We start from the raw sequence: 17,064 nt of genomic DNA on the forward strand, positions 1-17,064 counted from the left end.
TGCTCGGCAGCGGCCTCGACCTCATCCTGCGCTGATCGGCGTGGTCAGGCCGGGCCTCGACCGCCGGTCGCCGCGCGCGATGGCGCGTCCGAGGGCGGAGCGGGCAGCGGAATCATGCCCCTGAGCCCCGTCTCGCCGGTGCGGGACGACCGGTATGTCGATGATCCGCGGCGCAGCCTGGCCCCATCGGCTCGCCGAAGCCGATCCAGAGGCCGGGAGCGGCATCTGCCCGGAGCGGAGGAAGCTGCGCAGTTCAGCGGCTTTTGCCCGATGCTCCGTCCGCATCACCACCGCGGCGACCACCAGGCCGATCAGTCCGGCCGCTTCGAGGAACGCCGCGACCACGTAACCCGGACCCATCCAATTCCACCATACGCACCGACAGAGGCCGTTCCGCCGACGGCCCCTCGATCCTCTGCGCGGTCGTGGTTAGCGAGACCTTAACGGCTACGTAGATTACCACATGTCCAGGGCGACCCGGGCCTCATCTGACATGCGGCTCTGGTCCCACGGCGGATCAAACACCATCGTCACGGCGCAGGACTGCACGCCCGGCACGGCGCTCACGGCATTCTCGACCCAGCCCGGCATCTCTCCCGCCACGGGACAACCCGGGGCCGTGAGGGTCATGTCGATGGCGACCTTCCGGTCGTCGCCGATGTCGACCTTGTAGATCAGTCCGAGCTCGTAGATGTCGGCCGGAATCTCGGGATCGTAGACGCTCTTCAGGGCGGCGACGATGTCGTCGGTCAGGCGATCCAGCTCGGCCGGCGGGATCGCCGAGGTGGCCGCGACCGCGGGGGCGTTGGTGCCGCCGGTGATTGTCGTGTCGGTGCTCATCGCTTCACTCTCCCCCGGGCCCGTGCGGACGAGGCCGGATTCATTCGCGGGCAATCAGGTGAACAGCATTTCCGCCCTGCCGAGCGCCTCGGCAAGGGCATCGATCTCTGCCGTGGTGGTGTAGAGACCGAACGAGGCCCGGCACGTTGAAGTGACGCCGAAGCGGGTCAACAGCGGCATGGCGCAATGCGTCCCCGCCCGTACCGCCACCCCCTGCCGGTCGATGACCGTGGCGATGTCGTGTGCGTGCGCCCCCTTCATCTCGAAGCTGACGACGCCGCCCTTGCCCTTTGCCGTGCCGATGATGCGCAGGGCGTTCATCGCCCCGAGCCGCTCATGGGCGTAGCGGGTCAGCAGCGCCTCATGCGCCGCAATGTTCTCGCGGCCGAGCCCCATCATGTACTCGAGCGCCGCGCCGAGCCCCACCGCCTCGACGATGGCGGGGGTGCCCGCCTCGAAGCGATGCGGCGGGTCGTTGTAGGTGACGGCGTCCTCGCTGACCGTCCGGATCATCTCGCCGCCGCCCTGGTAGGGCGGCAGCCGCTCCAGCCACTCCTTCTTGCCGTAGAGCACGCCGATTCCGGTCGGGCCGTAGACCTTGTGGCCGGTGAAGATGAAGAAGTCGCAGTCCAGCGCCCGCACGTCCACCGGCTGGTGGACGGCGCTCTGCGCACCGTCGAGGAGCACCGGCACGCCGTGCGCGTGGGCGATGCGGATGATCTCCTCGGCCGGGGTCACCGTGCCGAGCACGTTCGACATGTGGGTGATCGCCACCATCTTGGTGCGCGGCGTGAACAGCTTCTCGTAGTCTTCGACGAGGAAGTTGCCGTCGTCGTCGACCGGCGCCCACTTTATCACAGCCCCGCGCCGCTCCCGCAGAAAGTGCCAGGGCACGATGTTGGAGTGATGCTCCATGATCGACAGAATGATCTCGTCGCCCTCGCCGATCAGGCCGGCCCAGCCCATGGAGCTGGCCACGAGGTTGTAGGCCTCGGTGGCGTTGCGGGTGAACACGATCTCGTCGGTGGATGCGGCGTTGAGGAACTGGCGCGTTGTCTCGCGCGCGCCCTCGAACCCCTCCGTGGCGGCATTCGCCATGAAGTGCAGGCCGCGGTGGACGTTGGCGTAGCCGGTCTCCATGCAGGAGACCATCGCGTCGATCACCGCACGGGGTTTCTGCGCCGAGGCGGCGTTGTCGAGATAGACCAGCGGCTTGCCGTAGACCTTCTGCGACAGGATCGGGAAATCCGCGCGGATCGCCTCGACATCGTAGCCGGTGGTGCGGACGGGTGCGTTCATCGGATCACGCTCGCGGATCTCCCTCCCCCCTCTGCGGGGGAGGGTGGCCCCTGCCTCAGCAGGGGTCGGGAGAGGGGGACGACGGTGCAGGCTGGGCGCAGAGCCCGTCGCGCCTGCGCCGCGCATTTCTGAAGCGGGGTTCCCCTATCCCGCCTCACTTCGTTCGGCCCCCTCCCCCGCATTGGGCGGAGGGCCAGGGGTGTCAGCCCCGCGCCGCGAGCCACGCCTCGATCTCGCCGATGAGCGCCGCGCGGGCGCCCTCGTGCGTCACGGACTCGATCGCCTCGCCCACGAAGGCCTGGACCAGCAGGCTTTCCGCCACGGAGCGCGGCAGGCCGCGTGCCATGAGATAGAAAAGCAGATCGTCGTCCGGGGCGCCACAGGTCGCGCCGTGGCCGCAGGCGACGTCGTCGGCGAAGATCTCAAGCTCCGGCTTGTTCATCATCTGCCCATCGTCGCTCAGGAGCAGGCAGTCCGACTTCATCTTGCCGTCAGTCTGCTGCGCGGCCTGCCGGACGATGATCTTGCCCTGGAACACCCCGGTTGCGTCGCCGTCGATCACCGTCTTGAACATCTCTCGGCCGACACCGCCCACGGCCGCGTGATCGGCCAGCAGGGTCGAATCCGCGAGCTGGCCGTCGCCCAGCATCGTCGCGCCGTTGACCACGGCCTTCACGTTCTCGCCGGCCACGTGCATGTAGATCTGGTGGCGCGACAGGACGGCCCCGGTGACGAGGTTGACCGTTTCCAGCTGCGCCTCGTCATCGAGGCGCACGCTGATCGTCGAGAGCGCGATGGCCGCCTTGCCCTCGCGGTTGAGCCGGGCATGGCGGAAGGCGGCCTGCTTGCCGACCCGAACATCCAGAGCGTCGTTCGGCTGGTAGGCGACGCCGTCGGGTCCCTCGTGGCTCTCGAGCACGGTCAGCTCCGCGCCCGCTCCGAGATCGATCAGCACGCGGGTCGCCGTCGAGAAGCTTTCGGAGCCGCTGCCGACGAAACGCAGGTGCAGGGGCCGCTCGATCTTGGCGCCCGGCGCCACCGAGACCAGCGCACCGTCGGCCAGGAACGCGGTGTTGAGCTGGTAGACCGGGTTCTCCCGGGCCTGCTCGACCGGCGCCAGCAACCGCAACCGGGTATCGCCCTTGCCCATCGCGTCGTTGAGCGGCGTGACAGTGACGCCGGCCGGCAGGCCGTCGAGGTCGGACAGAGCTCGGATCAGGTGCCCGTTGACGAAGGTCAGGTGCGCGGCATCGAGGCCGGCAAAACCCTTGGCGGACGCCACGGCGGCCTGTGCGACCTCCGGCGACGGCGCCTCGGCCGGCGGCGCGGCTTCCTTTACGGCGGCACGCAGGTCGGTGTACTTGAATGCCTCGACCCGGCGGCTCGGGAGGCCGGTCGCCTCGAAGAAGCGGAACGCCTCCTCGCGGCTGATCGCTTCTTCCGTGGCGAAGCCCTTGCGGGCGGCCTCGAACAGGTTCGACAGCCCTGTCTCGGCGCTGGTGCGCAGGTTCTGGATGTCGGCCATAGGCTTACGCAGCCTCGCTGGTGCGGTACTCGGCGTAGCCTGAGGCCTCGAGTTCGAGCGCCAGCTCCTTGCCGCCGGTCTTCACGATCTGGCCCTTCGACATGACGTGCACGGTGTCGGGCACGATGTAGTTGAGCAGCCGCTGGTAGTGGGTAATCACCAGGAACGAGCGGCCCTGGGCGCGCAGCGCGTTGACGCCCTCGGAGACGATGCGCAGCGCGTCGATGTCGAGGCCGGAATCGGTCTCGTCGAGCACGCAGAACTTCGGCTCCAGCAGCGCCATCTGCAGGATCTCCATGCGTTTCTTCTCGCCGCCAGAGAAGCCGACGTTGAGCGCGCGCTTGAGCATCTCCTTGTTGATCTCGAGCTTGTCCGCCGCCGCATTCACCTTCCGGATGAAGTCGGGCGTCGAGATTTCCGACTCGCCGCGCGCCTTGCGCTGCGCGTTGAGGCAGGCCTTGAGGAAGGTCATCGTGCCGACGCCGGGGATCTCCAGCGGATACTGGAAGGCCAGGAAGATGCCGGCCGCAGCGCGCTCGTCGGCGGCCATCTCCAGCACGTTATGCCCGTCGAGCAGGATCTCGCCGTCGAGGACCTCGTAATCCTCCTTGCCCGCGATGACGTAGGAGAGGGTCGACTTGCCCGACCCGTTCGGCCCCATGATCGCCGCGACCTCGCCGTCGTTCACGGTCAGGTTGAGGCCGTTGAGGATCCGGTTGTCCTCGATCTGCACGACGAGGTTCTTGATTTCCAGCATGTCAGTCCAAGTCCTATCGAACGGCGGGCCGGGATCGTGCACCGACCGCGTGCCGTCATTTCCTGTATCGCCGTCACCGAGACGGCCATTCTGAAGGCCTGCACGCCCTGGCCCGAGCGTGAAAGCCTTCGCCCGATCCGGTCCGTGATCACGGCGATCCCGCCGCGATCGTCGCGCGGTTTTCGTTCCGCGAAAGTCCTAGCCCACCGAGCCTTCCAGGCTGATCGAGATCAGCTTCTGGGCCTCCACGGCAAACTCCATCGGCAGCTGCTGCAGCACGTCCCGGACGAAGCCGTTGACGATGAGCGCGGTCGCCTCCTCCTCGGAGAGGCCGCGTTGCTGGCAGTAGAACTTCTGGTCCTCGGAGATCTTCGAGGTGGTGGCCTCGTGCTCGAACACCGCCGAGGCGTTCTTCGACTCGATGTAGGGCACGGTGTGGGCCCCGCACTGGTCGCCGATCAGAAGCGAGTCGCAGTTGGTGAAGTTGCGTGCGCCCTTGGCCTTCTTATGGGCCGAGACGAGGCCGCGATACGTGTTCTGCGAGCGGCCGGCCGAAATGCCCTTCGAGATGATCCGGCTGGTGGTGTTCTTGCCGAGGTGGATCATCTTGGTGCCGGAATCGACCTGCTGCATGCCGTTCGATACCGCGATCGAGTAGAACTCGCCGCGGGACTCGTCGCCGCGCAGGATGCAGGACGGGTATTTCCAGGTGATCGCCGAGCCGGTCTCGACCTGGGTCCAGGAGATCTTCGAGCGGGCGCCGCGGCAATCGCCGCGCTTCGTCACGAAGTTGTAGATCCCACCCTTGCCGTCGTTGTCGCCCGGGTACCAGTTCTGCACCGTCGAGTACTTGATTTCGGCGTCATCCAGGGCGACCAGCTCGACCACCGCGGCGTGGAGCTGGTTGTCGTCGCGCTTCGGGGCGGTGCAGCCCTCCAGGTACGAGACGTAGCTGCCCTTGTCGGCGATGATCAGCGTGCGCTCGAACTGGCCGGTATCGCGCTCGTTGATGCGGAAATAGGTCGACAGCTCCATCGGGCAGCGCACGCCCGGCGGGATGTAGACGAACGAACCGTCGGAGAAGACCGCCGAGTTCAGGGTCGCGAAGAAATTGTCGGTCACCGGCACGACCGAACCGAGGTACTTCTTCACCAGCTCCGGATGCTCGCGCACGGCCTCGGAGATCGGCATGAAGATCACGCCGGCCTTCTCCAGTTCCTTCTTGAACGTGGTGGCCACCGAGACGGAATCGAACACGGCGTCGACCGCCACCCGGCGCTCCGGCGCGATGCCCTCCAGCACCTCGACCTCGCGCAGCGGGATACCGAGCTTCTCGTAGGTCTTCAGGATCTCGGGATCGATCTCGTCGAGCGACATCGCCGCCGGGCGCTTGGGCGCGGCGTAGTAATAGATGTCGTTATAGTTGACCTTGTCGTACGAGACGCGCGCCCACTCGGGCTCCTTCATGGTCAGCCAGCGCCGGTAGGCGTCGAGGCGCCATTCCAGCAGCCACGCGGGCTCGTCCTTCTTCGCCGAGATGAAGCGCACGACATCCTCGGAGATGCCCTTGGCGGACTTCTCCATCTCGATGGTGGTCTCGAACCCGTACTTGTACTGGTCGAGGTCGATCGAGCGGACCCGGTCGATGGTTTCCTGCACGGCAGGCATCAGCGTCTCCTGGCAAGCCCGGTTTCAAGGACCGGGAAGCGTCTTTCGGAAAGCGTGGGTCGCGGCCGATCAGGCCGCGTGCCCTCGCCGCTTATATAGGGACTGCAACATCCGTTCGAAGGCGTCGAGGAAGCATGACGCATCCTCGTCCACCGTGTTCCAGCCGAGGCTGACGCGCAGCGCCCCCTTGGCGAGGTCCGGAGCGACGCCCATGGCCGACAGGGTCGCCGAGCGCGAGACCTTGCCCGACGAGCAGGCCGAACCCGACGAGACCGCCACGCCGGCGAGATCGAGGGCTATCAGCGCCGAGGGCGCGTCGAGGCCCGGAACCGCGAAGCTGAGCGTATTGGGCAGGCGCGGCGCACCGGCCGCGAACACCACGGCATCGGGCGCGAGGAGCAGTACGCCCGCCTCGATCCGGTCGCGAAGTCCGGCGAGGCGCGCGCCCTCCTGGCGGAGCGCCTCGCCGGCGATCCGCGCCGCCTCGCCCATGCCGACGATCGCCGGAAGGCATTCGGTGCCGCAGCGCTGCCGCCGCTCCTGCCCGCCCCCGCGCACGAAAGCGCCGTCGAGGGCGACGTCGTCGGCCAGGACCAGCGCGCCGACGCCCTTGGGCGCCGCGAACTTGTGGCCCGACAGGGTGATCACGTCGAGCCCGAGATCCGCCATGTCGAGGGGGATCTTCCCGGCCGCCTGCACGGCATCGCTGTGCACCAGAGCCGGGCCGTGGGCCCGCGCCAGGGCGACGATGTCGGCGAGCGGCTGGACCACGCCGGTCTCGTTGTTGGCGGCGTGGACCGAGACGAGCACGGACTCGCCGGCGAGCGCGGTGAGACGGGCTTCAAGTACGGCGAGGTCGATCACACCGTCCGGGGTGACCGGAAGTTGCTCCACCGCCGCCTCGGGAAATCGGTGTCCGGCGGCGACGCAGGGATGCTCCGTCGCCGTGTGGAGGAGACGGGTCGGCCGCGTCTGCCCGCGGCGACCGAGCGCACCGGACAGCACCGCGTTCGCGGCCTCCGTGCCCCCGCTCGTGAACACTACCTGCGAAGGGCGGGCGCCCACCAGGGCGGCCACCCGGCCGCGGGCGGCCTCCAGGGCGGCGCGGGCGGCCCGGCCCTCCGCGTGGATCGACGACGGATTGCCCGGCAGCATCAGCGCGCGCACGACCGCGTCCGCGACGGTCGGTCGGACCGGTGCGGTGGCGTTGTGGTCGAGATAGGCGCGAGCCCGGTTCATGCTGATCCGTCTTGTCCTCTGCTGCGGCGCGTCACAATTCCTTACCCGAGCACCGGCTCGCCGTGCTAAGGCGCGCCGACACAAGAGGTCTCGCCAACCGAAGGGCCGGTGCGGGCAGCTGGCATGGCGTGCCGAGCCACCTATATTAGAACGATTCTAATCGCCTAGAATTGTTCTAAGAGCTTTGTATGGGGTGCGTGCGGTGAGTCAAGGCTGCCTTTCCACCGTCCCTGATCGCGCGGCGGGCGACCGCTGAAACGAGAGACGAACGATGCCCGAAGTCATCTTCACCGGCCCGGCCGGCCGCCTGGAGGGCCGTTATCAGGCCCCCAAGAAGCGCGGCGCGCCGATCGCCATCGTGCTGCACCCGCACCCTCAGTTCGGCGGCACGATGAACAATCAAATCGTGTACAATCTTTTCTACACCTTCGCCAATCGCGGCTTCGCAGCCCTGCGTTTCAATTTCCGAGGGGTCGGCCGCAGCCAGGGCTCGTTCGATCACGGCTCGGGCGAGCTCTCCGACGCGGCCGCCGCCCTCGACTGGGTGCAGTCGGTGAATCCCGAGGCCAAGTCCTGCTGGATCGCCGGCGTGTCCTTCGGCTCGTGGATCGGCATGCAGCTGCTGATGCGCCGCCCCGAGATCGAGGGCTTCATCTCGATCGCCGCGATGGCGAACCGCTTCGACTTCACCTTCCTGGCGCCGTGTCCGTCCTCCGGCCTGTTCGTGCACGGCTCCGAGGACCGGGTCGCGCCCGCCCGTGAGGTCATGCCGGTGATCGAGAAGGTGAAGACGCAGAAGGGCGTCATCATCGAGCACCAGATGGTCGAGGGGGCGAACCACTTCTTCGACGGTAAAGTCGAGGAGCTTACGCAGACGGTGGATACTTATCTCGACAAGCGTCTCGGCAAGCGCGAGGAGGCCGCCTGAGGCGGCCGGCCCCGCGCCTTGACGGGGGGAGGCTCGGGGAATACGGCGCGGGCTTCGAACGTCGCGACAGAACCTCCGCAGGGCTGATGACAGAAAGCTCGTCCGACCAACCCGTCGTCCTTCTGGTGGAAGATGACGGCCTTCTGCTGATGGAGGCCTCCGATACCCTGGCGGATGCCGGCTTCACGGTGCTGGAGGCAACCCACGCCGACAAGGCGCTAAAGGTCCTGGAAAACCGCGACGATGTCGGCGTCCTGATGACCGATGTCGACATGCCGCAGGGCTCGATGGATGGGTTCGCCCTCGCCCGGCTCGTCGCGCACCGCTGGCCGGCCATCCCGGTTCTGGTCGTGTCCGGCATGGGCACGCCGGGGCCCAACGACATGCCGGAGGGGGCCCGGTTCATCCCGAAGCCCTACGAGCCGACGACCCTGGTCCGGACCCTGCAGGCCTTCATACGCCGCGCAGCTTGAGGCATCAGTCCGCTCGGGCTCATCGACGGTCCGGGCGCCGAACACCCGATCGAGAGCCATGACGGACACCAGCCGAAAGCACCGCTTCGCCACGCGGGCCATCCATGCAGGCGCCGCGCCGGACCCCGCCACAGGCGCGCGGGTCCAGCCGATCTACTTCACCAACGGATTCGTGTTCGACTCCACCGAGCAGGCGGCCGACATCTTCGCGGGTCGGCGGACCGGCTTCTCATACTCCCGCGGCTCGAACCCGACGGTTGCCGCGCTGGAGCGCCGCATCGCCGACCTCGAAGGCGCCAAGGCGGCCGTCGCCGTGTCCTCCGGGCAGTCGGCGATGCTGCTCGTATTGATGACCCTGATGAAGAGCGGCGATGCATACGTGGCCTCGCCGCGCCTGTTCGGCGGCTCCCTCGGGCTGATGCGCCGCCTCGACGGACGCTACGACCTGAAGCCGCGTTTCGCCCGCGGCATGACCCCGGAGGATTTCGAGGCGGCGATCACGCCGGATTGCCGGGCGATCATCTGCGAGTCGATCGTGAATCCCTGCGCGTCGGTGATGGACCTCGAGGGTATCGCTGCCGTGGCACGCCGTCACGGACTGCCGCTGGTGGTGGATAACACGCTGGCGTCGCCGGCCCTGATCCGGCCGATCGCGTACGGCGCGGACATCGTCGTGCACTCGACCTCGAAGTTCCTGGGCGGCTCTGGCCAGACCATCGGGGGCGTGATCTGCGATGCCGGCGCCTTCGACTGGTCCCGGACGAAGGGCTACAACCTGATCACCGAGCCCTGGCCGGACTATGACGGGCTCGTCCTCACCGAGGCCTTCCCGGCGACGCCGTTCGCGGCGGCCTGCCGGTTCTTCGGCCTGCGCGATCTGGGCCCTGGCCTTTCACCCATGAACGCCTTCCTGACGCTCACCGGCATCGAGACGTTGCCGCTGCGCATGGAGCGGCACTGCGCCAATGCCCGCGCGGTCGCGGCCTTCCTCAAGGACCACCCGGCGGTGGCCTGGGTGAGCTATCCCGGCCTGCCGGGCCAGCCCGGGGAAGAGCTGGCCCGGCGCTACACGCCGAACGGGCCGGGCTCGATCTTCACCTTTGCGCTCAAGGGCGGCGAGCCGGCGGCGCTCAAATTCATCGCAGGGCTGGAGCTGATCTCGCACTTGGTGAACATCGGCGAGATCAAGTCTCTGGCGATCCATCCGTCCTCGACCACGCACCGACAGCTGCCGGAGCACGAGAAGGCCGCCGCGCAGGTCGGGCCCGAGACGGTCCGTCTTTCGATCGGGCTCGAGAACGAGGCCGACCTAATCGCCGACCTCGCCCAGGCGCTGGCAAAGCTGGATTAGGTCCAGCGCGCCGAGTTTCCGGGGCCCTCAGGCCGCCGGCAAGCGTCTTTGTCCTCGCACCGCCGCACGGCCCCGGCATGACAGGGGAACTGGCATCTCGGCCAGGTCTCTTATTGGAGAACCGGACCGGGATTTCGGCGCATCTTGGAGAAACAAGATCGCCTCAGCGTCGCCGCTCCAGGATCGACACGTAGTTGGCGACCGCCGCGCCGCCCATGTTGAAGATCCCCGCGAGTTCCGCGCCGGGAACCTGCATCTCGCCGGCCTCGCCCATGAGCTGGAGGCAGGCCATCACGTGCATCGAGACACCGGTGGCGCCGACGGGGTGGCCCTTCGCCTTCAGGCCGCCCGACGGGTTGATCGGCAGGCGACCGCCCTTCTCGGCCAAGCCCTCGCGCACGACGCGATGACCCTCGCCCGGGGCTGCGAGTCCCATCGCCTCGTACTCGATCAGCTCGGCGATGGTGAAGCAGTCGTGGGTCTCCACGAAAGAGAGGTCGTCGTTGCCGATCCCAGCCTGGGCGCGCGCCTTCTCCCAGGCGAGCCGTGCGCCCTTGAATTCCGTCGGGTCGCGCCGGGACAGGGGCAGGATGTCGTTGACATGCGCCCTGGCGCGGAAGCCGATTGCCCGCTCCAACGTCTCGGCGGTCTCCGCATCCGCCACCACGAGGGCCGCGGCCCCGTCCGAGATCAGCGAGCAATCGGTGCGTCGCAGGGGCGCCGAGACGTAAGGGTTCTTCTCCGAAACCCGGTTGCAGAAGTCGAAGCCGAGATCCTTGCGCAGCTGCGCGTAGGGATTGCCGACGCCGTTGCGGTGGTTCTTGGCGGCGATCCGGGCCAGTTCCTCGCTGCGGTCGCCGTAGCGCTGGAAGTAGCCCGCCGCGATCCGCCCGAACACGCCCGCGAACCCGCCCTCGATCTCCGCCTCCTCCTTCCGGTAGGAGGCGCCGAGCAGGATGTCGCCGGTCTCGGCCACGCTCTTGGCGGTCATCTTCTCGGCGCCGATCACCAGGGCGACCCGGCCGCGGCCGCTGTCCACGAAGTCGAGGGCTGCGTAGAGCGCCGCCGAGCCGGTGGCGCAGGCGTTCTCCAGGTGCGTCGCCGGCGCGTGCGCGAGGCCTGGGCTGTTCACGGCGACCAGCGACCCCTCGAAGCCCTGCTTCGAGAAGCCGGTGTTCATCGAGCCCACATAGATCCCGTCCACCTGAGATTCCTCGACGCCGGCATGCGCCAGCGCCTCGCCCGAGACCCGGGCGATGAGACCCTCGACGTCCGGCTCTTCGAGTTTCCCGAACGGGGTGTGGGCCCAGCCCACGATGCAGGCGCGCGTCATCTCGGAATCCTCCCTTTTCTTGCCCGGACGATGGGCCGGGCGCGCCCAGCGATCAAGCCGCGCCGGTCCGTCGCCTCAGCCCTGCGCCGCCGCGCTCATCAGGAAGTCGAAATCACAGCCCTCCGGCGCCTGGGTGACGGTGCGCCGGTAGAGCGCCTTGTAGCCCCGGGCCGGTACCGGCGGCGGCCGATGGTCGGCGAGGCGGCGGGCGATCTCGTCGGCTTCCACGAGGAGGTCGATCCGCTTGTCCCGGATCGACAGCCGGATGCGGTCGCCGTCCCGCACGGCCGCGAGCGGTCCGCCGATGGCGGCCTCGGGGGCGATATGCAGCACGATAGACCCGAAGGCCGTGCCCGACATGCGCGCGTCCGAGATCCGGACCATGTCCTTGACCCCCGCCCGGGCGAGCTTCTTGGGGATCGGCAGATAGCCCGCCTCCGGCATGCCGGCGGCATGGGGGCCGGCATTCTGCAGCACCAGCACGTCCCCCGGCGCCACGTCGAGATCCGGGTCGTCGATCCGCCGGCTCAGGTCCTCAAGGCCGGTGAACACCACCGCCCGCCCCTCGGATTCGAACAGCTCGGGCGTCGCCGCCGCACGCTTGAAGATCGCGCCCTCGGGGGCGAGATTGCCCCCGAGCGCCACCAGCCCGCCCACCGGCGAGACTGGGTTGTCGAAGGCGCGGATCACCGACCGGTCGACCCAGCTCTCCGGCTCGTCGAGGCGCTCGGCCAGCGTCCGGCCCTCCACGTCCACGGTGTCGAGGTGCAGGAGGGGCCGCAATTCGCGCAGCAGCGCACCCATGCCGCCGGCTGCATGGAAATCCTCCATGTAGCCCTCGCCCACCGGCTTCAGGTCGACCAGCACCGGCGTCTCGTCCGAGATGGCGTTGAAGCGGTCGTAGGGGATGCGGATGCCCAGCCGGCCCGCGATGGCGGTGAGGTGCACGATGGCGTTGGTGGATCCGGAGAGCGCCATCAGGACGCGGACCGCGTTCTCCACCGATTTCCGGGTGATGACCTGAGATGGCGCGATCTTGGACTGGATCAGCCGCACCGCGGCGCGGCCGGTCTCCTCGGCGGCCACGAGCCGATCGGAATGCACCGCCGGGATCGCGGCTGTGCCCGGTAGCGACATGCCGAGCGCCTCGGCGATGCACGCCATGGTCGAGGCCGTGCCCATCACCGCGCAGGTGCCGGCGGTTACGGTGAGCCGCCCCTCGACCTCGGCGATCTCCTGGGCGTCGACGGTGCCGGCCCGGTACTTGGCCCAGAAGCCCCGGCAATCCGTGCAGGCGCCGAGCCGCTGGCCCCTGTGGCGGCCCGTGGACATCGGGCCGGTTACCAGCTGTATCGCCGGCAGCCCGGCCGAGGCCGCGCCCATGAGCTGGGCCGGCACGGTCTTGTCGCAGCCGCCGATCAAAACCACCGCGTCCATCGGCTGGGCCTGGATCATCTCCTCCGTGTCCATGGCCATGAGGTTGCGGTACATCATGCTCGTCGGGTTGAGGAAAACCTCGCCGAGTGAGACGGTCGGGAACGGCCGCGGCAGGGCGCCGGCCGCCAGCACGCCCCGCGAGACCGCCTCGACCAGCTCCGGCATGCTGCGGTGGCAGTTGTTGAAGCCGGACGGCGTCATCGCGATGCCGACCACGGGCTTGTCGAGGAGCGTCCGCGAGAGGCCCATGGACCGGGCGAAGGAGCGGCGCAGATAGCGGGCGAAATCGCGGTCGCCGTAATTGGTCAGGCCCCGGTCGAGACCGTGCGGCTCGGCGTTCCTGGCGTCATCGCTCATAGCTTCGATCCCTGGCACATGGGCTTGCTCAGCGCAGGTGGAACGCGATCCAGGCGACTGCGAGGAGGATCGCGCCGGTGAGCAACCAATGGGTGAATACGCGATAGCGGATTCTCACGCCCCGAAAAGCTCCGGATGCCGCGCGCGCAGCGCCAGGACCAGCGTCAGCGTCTTCAGGTCGGTGAGTTCGGCCCGGTCGGCCATGCCGGCGAGTTGGGCGAGCGGCATCTCGACGATGCGGATGTTCTCGTGCTCGCCCGCGGCGCCGCCGCCCTCCTCGGCAAGGTCCCCCCAGCCGTAGGGCGCGAGAAAGAGGTGCAGCTTCTCGGTGGTCAGGCTGGCGCAGGAATAGGTGGCGCCGACGAATTCGAGATCGCGCAGGCGCAGGCCGACCTCCTCCAGGACTTCACGGAGGGCGTTCTCCTCCGGGCTGCCGTCATCGATGAGGCCGGCCGGCGCCTCGAGCTGGACCTGCTCGCCTGCGGCGAACAGAGGCGGAACTCGCAACTCGCGCACCAGCGTGGCGACCCGCCGGTCGGGATCGTAGGGCAGGACGCCCACCGAATTGCCGTGGTCCTCGATCTCGCGCGCCACCACGGCCCCGTCGGCGAGTCGGACCTGCGCGATCCCGAACCGGCTCCAGCCTTCGTGGATGAAGCGGATCGCCAGGATCTCGGCTTTCATGGTCGCTCCCGGACTGCTGACATCTTCCTCGATACGGAAAACCCTACACGATCACGTGTCTCCGGGTTCCGGGAACGCGGATGCGCCGGATCACGTTTGGGACGGAGCAGGCGCAAGGCCACGCTTCCGCGGCGCGCCCTCCGGTCGGGATCGATGCGGGCAGGACGGATCAGCACCGGAGCGAGGCGATCGACGCGCGACGCCGTCGCGATCTGGATCGGGCTGGCGCTGACCTAACTGGTCTTCGCCGGATCGGCGAGCCTCAACGAGGGTTTGACCATGATCGCGTGCGCCAGCCTCGGCACCGCGTGGTGGTGGGCTTCGGCACGGCGCGGCACGGTGCGATTCCACTTCGGCCGCGCACCGCTCCGGCCGCTGGGACCCGCGATCCTCGGACTGCCCCGACAGACCGCCCGGGTCGCCATCCATCTGGCCAAGGCCCTGATCGAACGTTCCGACGGCGGGACGACGTGGGAGCGGACCGGTTCCGACGTGGCTTGGGCCAGACCGACCGGAGAATCGGCTCCGGCTGCGCGGGCCGTCGGCCTGCTCGCCGCATCCCTGGCGCCGGACAGCTACGTGCTGACCCTCGACCGCGCGCACGGCACGGTGACGATGCACGCCCTGGAGGACGATGCGCCGTGACTGTCTGGACGCTCGCGATCCTGGCGCTCCTGCCGCCCTTCGCGCGCTCGGCCGCGCTCGCCTGGCGCGGCCGGCCGGGCCAGCGCTTCGCCGCCTGTCAGCTCGCCGGCAGCGTCGCGGTTCTGATCCTGACGCTGCTCACCTTCGCCACGGACCAGCCCTCGATCACCGACCTGGCGCTGACCCTGGTCCTGCTCAACCTGCCCGGTACGGTTCTGCTCGCTGTGTTCCTGGAGCGCTGGATATGACCCTCGCGATCGACCTGCTCCTCGGCCTCGCCGTGGCGGCGACGTGGCTCGCGGCGGTGGCCCTGTGGCGCCTGCCCCGGGCCCTCGACCGACTGCACGCACTCGCCTTCCTCAACGTCGCTGCGGCCGTCCCGGTGACGCTCACGGCCTTCCTGGCCGATGGCCTCTCCGGTCGCTCCCTGAAGATCCTGCTGATGATGGTCCTGTTCCTCGTCGCGCTCATGGCGGTGCGCGCCCAGCAGCCGGGCGAGGATTCGTGACCCCGCGCCTCCGCATCGGGCTTCTGGCTCTGGCCGGCCTCGCGCTCCTGCCCGGCACCGCCGCGGTGACCGCCGGTTTGCCCGCCTTCGGCGCAACGATCGCGGAATACGGCGCGCGCATCAACGCGATCGCCCCGGGCGAGCGGCACGTGGCCAACATGGTGAGTGCGATCAACTTCGATCTGCGCGGCCTCGACACCCTCGGCGAGGAGTTCATGCTGCTCGCCGCCATCACCGGGACCGTCGTTCTCCTGCGCGGCCGCCGTGGCGAAGGCATCACCGAGCGCGCCATGCGCCGTCCCGGCCGGGCCGTGATTCCACGCTCGGACGCCGTGGTGCTCGCCTGCCGGATCGCCGGACCGCTCACCGCCCTGTTCGGCCTCTACGTGGTGGTGCACGCCACCGTGACGCCCGGCGGCGGCTTCCAGGGGGGCGTCATCCTCGCGACCGCGACCCTGCTGATCTATCTCGGCGAAGGCTATGCCGGTTGGCGCGACGCCGTGCGCAGCCACTGGCTCGACGCCATGGAAGGCGGTGGCGCACTGCTCTTTACCTTCTGTGGGCTCGTGCCGATGCTGTTCGGCGCCGCGTTCATGCAGAACATCCTGCCCCTCGGCACGTTCCGCGACCTGTTCTCCGGCGGCCTGATGCTCGTCGAGAACCTCGGCGTGGGGATGGCGGTCGCCGGCGGCTTCACCCAGCTCTTCCTCGAATTCATGGAGGAGACGCGCGAGGCGGACCAGCCCGACGAGCCAGGAGAGGAAACCGCGTGACAGTCCTGCCCTACGCGGTCGCCGCGTGGCTGTTCGGTGCCGGCCTCTACGGCATCGCGACGAGCCGCAACTTCATCCACCTCGTCGGCTGCCTCGGGATCTGCCAGTCGGCGACCTACGTTCTGCTGCTCGGCCTCGGCTACCGCTGGGGCGGCATCGCGCCGATCTTCTACAACCACCCGCCCGGCACGCCGGCGGTCGATCCGGTGATGCAGGCTCTGGTGCTCACCGATATCGTGGTCGGGGCGACGCTGACCGCGCTGCTCCTCGTCCTCACCATCCAGGTCCACAAGCGCGGCGGCAGTCTGGACCCCGAGACGCTTCGGCCGATGCGTGGGACGGGCACGTCGGTCACCGCCCAAGGTTCGCAGGACAGGACCGGCGCCGGATCGGAGCGGAGCGCGTCGTGACGCACTTTCCCGTCGCCCTGCTGCCGCTGCCCGTCGCGATCCCGCTGGTCGTGTGCGCGTCGATGCTGGCTACCGCGCACCTGCTGCCGGGCCGAATGCCGGACATCCTCGCGACCGTCACGGCCCTGGCGGTCGCGCTGCTGAGCGGCGTGATCGCGAGCCAAGCCACCGAGGGACCGCTCGTCTACTGGTTCGGCGGCTGGGAGCCGCGCGACGGCGTCCATCTCGGGATCGGCTTCTCGGTGGATGCGGCCAGCGGCTGGATCGCGGCCTTCATCGGCCTGCTCTACGCGGTCACCTTCGTATTCGCCTGGGGCTTCTTCGCCCGCACACACGGGCACTTCCAGATCCTCATGCTGCTGTTCCTGGCCGCGATGGTCGGGTTCTGCTTCACCCGCGACATGTTCAACCTGTTCGTGTGGTTCGAGGTCATGAGCGTGGCCGTCTTCGCGCTCACCGCCTATCACCTCGAGGAATCCGCTCTCGCGGGAGCGATCAACTTCACCGTGGTCAACAGCCTCGCCGGGTTCCTGATGCTCGGCGGCATCGGGCTGATCTACGCGCAGTCCGGGACCCTCGATTTCGAGGGCATCGCCGCCGCCGTCGCGCGGGGCGGCCGCGACCCGGTGGTGGCCGGAGCCTTCTGCCTCGTGGCGGCCGCCCTGATGATCAAGGGCGCGATCGTCCCGTTCCAATTCTGGCTGGCCGACGCACACACGGTGGCGCCCAGCCCGGTCTCGGCGATCTTCTCCGGCGCGATGGTGTCCCTCGGGCTTTTCGGCCTCGCCAAGGTGAGCGCCCTGGTGTTCGGCGGGTCCGATCAGGTCCACCGCGCCG

At 68.7% G+C, this 17,064-nt stretch carries 19 protein-coding genes (1 of these 19 only partly in view); 9 read left to right on the forward strand and 10 right to left on the reverse strand.

All coding sequences use genetic code 11. The annotated features are described in order from the left end of the window. Positions 1-21 precede the first annotated feature (21 nt). The 7 genes from Q8W67_RS08245 to Q8W67_RS08275 form a co-directional block, all read right to left on the reverse strand. Positions 22-360: a hypothetical protein gene (locus Q8W67_RS08245; protein ID WP_305543493.1), complete on the reverse strand. Its 339-nt coding sequence runs from the start codon at positions 358-360 to the stop codon at positions 22-24. Positions 361-456: 96 nt separating this feature from the next. Then, complete coding sequence (locus tag Q8W67_RS08250; protein WP_305543496.1) at positions 457-840, reverse strand: SUF system Fe-S cluster assembly protein; 384 nt, start codon at positions 838-840, stop codon at positions 457-459. 54 nt (positions 841-894) lie between these two features. Continuing rightward, positions 895-2,139 carry a cysteine desulfurase gene (locus Q8W67_RS08255; RefSeq protein ID WP_305543501.1) on the reverse strand — a complete coding sequence of 415 codons (1,245 nt, stop codon included), beginning with the start codon at positions 2,137-2,139 and terminating at the stop codon, positions 895-897. Positions 2,140-2,341: 202 nt separating this feature from the next. Beyond that, positions 2,342-3,664 carry a Fe-S cluster assembly protein SufD gene (gene sufD / locus Q8W67_RS08260; protein ID WP_305543503.1) on the reverse strand — a complete coding sequence of 441 codons (1,323 nt, stop codon included), beginning with the start codon at positions 3,662-3,664 and terminating at the stop codon, positions 2,342-2,344. A gap of 4 nt (positions 3,665-3,668) precedes the next feature. Continuing rightward, on the reverse strand, positions 3,669-4,421 hold the full coding sequence (gene sufC, locus Q8W67_RS08265) for a Fe-S cluster assembly ATPase SufC (protein ID WP_305543507.1): 753 nt from the start codon (positions 4,419-4,421) through the stop codon (positions 3,669-3,671). A gap of 198 nt (positions 4,422-4,619) precedes the next feature. Continuing rightward, a complete protein-coding gene (gene sufB, locus Q8W67_RS08270; protein ID WP_305543511.1) occupies positions 4,620-6,089 on the reverse strand; it encodes a Fe-S cluster assembly protein SufB in 1,470 nt (489 codons plus the stop codon). A gap of 69 nt (positions 6,090-6,158) precedes the next feature. Further along, positions 6,159-7,328: a cysteine desulfurase family protein gene (locus Q8W67_RS08275; protein ID WP_305543513.1), complete on the reverse strand. Its 1,170-nt coding sequence runs from the start codon at positions 7,326-7,328 to the stop codon at positions 6,159-6,161. A 271-nt stretch (positions 7,329-7,599) separates the two neighbouring features. On the opposite strand from Q8W67_RS08275, the gene Q8W67_RS08280 reads away from it, so the two are divergent. The 3 genes from Q8W67_RS08280 to Q8W67_RS08290 all read left to right on the forward strand — a co-directional run bounded on the left by Q8W67_RS08280 (position 7,600) and on the right by Q8W67_RS08290 (position 10,080). Next, positions 7,600-8,256, forward strand: coding sequence for an alpha/beta hydrolase (locus Q8W67_RS08280; RefSeq protein WP_305543516.1), 657 nt, complete (start codon positions 7,600-7,602; stop codon positions 8,254-8,256). A gap of 86 nt (positions 8,257-8,342) precedes the next feature. Beyond that, complete coding sequence (locus tag Q8W67_RS08285; protein ID WP_305543519.1) at positions 8,343-8,729, forward strand: response regulator; 387 nt, start codon at positions 8,343-8,345, stop codon at positions 8,727-8,729. Positions 8,730-8,787: 58 nt separating this feature from the next. Further along, positions 8,788-10,080, forward strand: coding sequence for an O-acetylhomoserine aminocarboxypropyltransferase/cysteine synthase family protein (locus tag Q8W67_RS08290; RefSeq protein WP_305543522.1), 1,293 nt, complete (start codon positions 8,788-8,790; stop codon positions 10,078-10,080). A 163-nt stretch (positions 10,081-10,243) separates the two neighbouring features. Here the strand turns inward: Q8W67_RS08290 and Q8W67_RS08295 are convergent, their stop codons facing one another. From Q8W67_RS08295 to Q8W67_RS08305, 3 genes are all read right to left on the reverse strand, one after another. Then, on the reverse strand, positions 10,244-11,413 hold the full coding sequence (locus tag Q8W67_RS08295) for an acetyl-CoA acetyltransferase (protein WP_305543525.1): 1,170 nt from the start codon (positions 11,411-11,413) through the stop codon (positions 10,244-10,246). A gap of 75 nt (positions 11,414-11,488) precedes the next feature. Continuing rightward, positions 11,489-13,207 carry an IlvD/Edd family dehydratase gene (locus Q8W67_RS08300; protein WP_305543527.1) on the reverse strand — a complete coding sequence of 573 codons (1,719 nt, stop codon included), beginning with the start codon at positions 13,205-13,207 and terminating at the stop codon, positions 11,489-11,491. 114 nt (positions 13,208-13,321) lie between these two features. Continuing rightward, on the reverse strand, positions 13,322-13,891 hold the full coding sequence (locus tag Q8W67_RS08305; RefSeq protein WP_305543530.1) for an NUDIX domain-containing protein: 570 nt from the start codon (positions 13,889-13,891) through the stop codon (positions 13,322-13,324). A gap of 279 nt (positions 13,892-14,170) precedes the next feature. Here Q8W67_RS08305 and Q8W67_RS08310 point away from each other — a divergent pair, with 279 nt between their 5' ends. The 6 genes in view from Q8W67_RS08310 to Q8W67_RS08335 are tightly spaced (each overlapping or abutting the next) and all read left to right on the forward strand, a layout consistent with a single transcriptional unit that may run on beyond the window. Continuing rightward, positions 14,171-14,536 (forward strand): hypothetical protein, encoded by a 366-nt coding sequence (locus Q8W67_RS08310; RefSeq protein ID WP_305543533.1) that lies wholly within the window; start codon positions 14,171-14,173, stop codon positions 14,534-14,536. Beyond that, a complete protein-coding gene (locus Q8W67_RS08315) occupies positions 14,533-14,784 on the forward strand; it encodes a monovalent cation/H+ antiporter complex subunit F (RefSeq protein WP_305543536.1) in 252 nt (83 codons plus the stop codon). The genes Q8W67_RS08310 and Q8W67_RS08315 overlap by 4 nt, the downstream gene beginning before the upstream one ends. Further along, positions 14,781-15,044: a monovalent cation/H(+) antiporter subunit G gene (locus tag Q8W67_RS08320; RefSeq protein WP_305543539.1), complete on the forward strand. Its 264-nt coding sequence runs from the start codon at positions 14,781-14,783 to the stop codon at positions 15,042-15,044. Before Q8W67_RS08315 ends, Q8W67_RS08320 begins: the two co-directional genes overlap by 4 nt. Beyond that, positions 15,041-15,817 (forward strand): MnhB domain-containing protein, encoded by a 777-nt coding sequence (locus tag Q8W67_RS08325; RefSeq protein WP_305543543.1) that lies wholly within the window; start codon positions 15,041-15,043, stop codon positions 15,815-15,817. Before Q8W67_RS08320 ends, Q8W67_RS08325 begins: the two co-directional genes overlap by 4 nt. Next, the gene (locus Q8W67_RS08330) at positions 15,814-16,227 is read left to right on the forward strand and encodes a sodium:proton antiporter (RefSeq protein WP_305543545.1); all 414 of its coding nucleotides are present in this window, start codon (positions 15,814-15,816) and stop codon (positions 16,225-16,227) included. The genes Q8W67_RS08325 and Q8W67_RS08330 overlap by 4 nt, the downstream gene beginning before the upstream one ends. Continuing rightward, a protein-coding gene (locus Q8W67_RS08335) for a complex I subunit 5 family protein (protein ID WP_305543548.1) crosses the window boundary here: on the forward strand, positions 16,224-17,064 show its start. The gene runs 914 nt beyond the window's last position; 841 of the gene's 1,755 nt are visible here — the first part of the coding sequence; it begins with the start codon at positions 16,224-16,226; its stop codon lies beyond the right edge, outside the window. Before Q8W67_RS08330 ends, Q8W67_RS08335 begins: the two co-directional genes overlap by 4 nt.

This window comes from Methylobacterium sp. NEAU K (genome assembly GCF_030700285.1).
In the GTDB taxonomy this organism is placed as follows: domain Bacteria; phylum Pseudomonadota; class Alphaproteobacteria; order Rhizobiales; family Beijerinckiaceae; genus Methylobacterium.

Bases quoted from the DNA above. Each gene is read 5' to 3' on its own strand.
- Q8W67_RS08290 (WP_305543522.1), top strand. From the start codon at position 8,788: ATGACGGACACCAGCCGAAAGCACCGCTTCGCCACGCGGGCCATCCAT.
- Q8W67_RS08275 (WP_305543513.1), bottom strand. From the start codon at position 7,328: ATGAACCGGGCTCGCGCCTATCTCGACCACAACGCCACCGCACCGGTC.
- Q8W67_RS08305 (WP_305543530.1), bottom strand. From the start codon at position 13,891: ATGAAAGCCGAGATCCTGGCGATCCGCTTCATCCACGAAGGCTGGAGC.
- sufD (WP_305543503.1), bottom strand. From the start codon at position 3,664: ATGGCCGACATCCAGAACCTGCGCACCAGCGCCGAGACAGGGCTGTCG.
- sufC (WP_305543507.1), bottom strand. From the start codon at position 4,421: ATGCTGGAAATCAAGAACCTCGTCGTGCAGATCGAGGACAACCGGATC.
- Q8W67_RS08245 (WP_305543493.1), bottom strand. From the start codon at position 360: ATGGGTCCGGGTTACGTGGTCGCGGCGTTCCTCGAAGCGGCCGGACTG.
- Q8W67_RS08295 (WP_305543525.1), bottom strand. From the start codon at position 11,413: ATGACGCGCGCCTGCATCGTGGGCTGGGCCCACACCCCGTTCGGGAAA.
- Q8W67_RS08255 (WP_305543501.1), bottom strand. From the start codon at position 2,139: ATGAACGCACCCGTCCGCACCACCGGCTACGATGTCGAGGCGATCCGC.
- Q8W67_RS08285 (WP_305543519.1), top strand. From the start codon at position 8,343: ATGACAGAAAGCTCGTCCGACCAACCCGTCGTCCTTCTGGTGGAAGAT.
- sufB (WP_305543511.1), bottom strand. From the start codon at position 6,089: ATGCCTGCCGTGCAGGAAACCATCGACCGGGTCCGCTCGATCGACCTC.
- Q8W67_RS08320 (WP_305543539.1), top strand. From the start codon at position 14,781: ATGACCCTCGCGATCGACCTGCTCCTCGGCCTCGCCGTGGCGGCGACG.
- Q8W67_RS08310 (WP_305543533.1), top strand. From the start codon at position 14,171: ATGATCGCGTGCGCCAGCCTCGGCACCGCGTGGTGGTGGGCTTCGGCA.
- Q8W67_RS08250 (WP_305543496.1), bottom strand. From the start codon at position 840: ATGAGCACCGACACGACAATCACCGGCGGCACCAACGCCCCCGCGGTC.
- Q8W67_RS08280 (WP_305543516.1), top strand. From the start codon at position 7,600: ATGCCCGAAGTCATCTTCACCGGCCCGGCCGGCCGCCTGGAGGGCCGT.
- Q8W67_RS08300 (WP_305543527.1), bottom strand. From the start codon at position 13,207: ATGAGCGATGACGCCAGGAACGCCGAGCCGCACGGTCTCGACCGGGGC.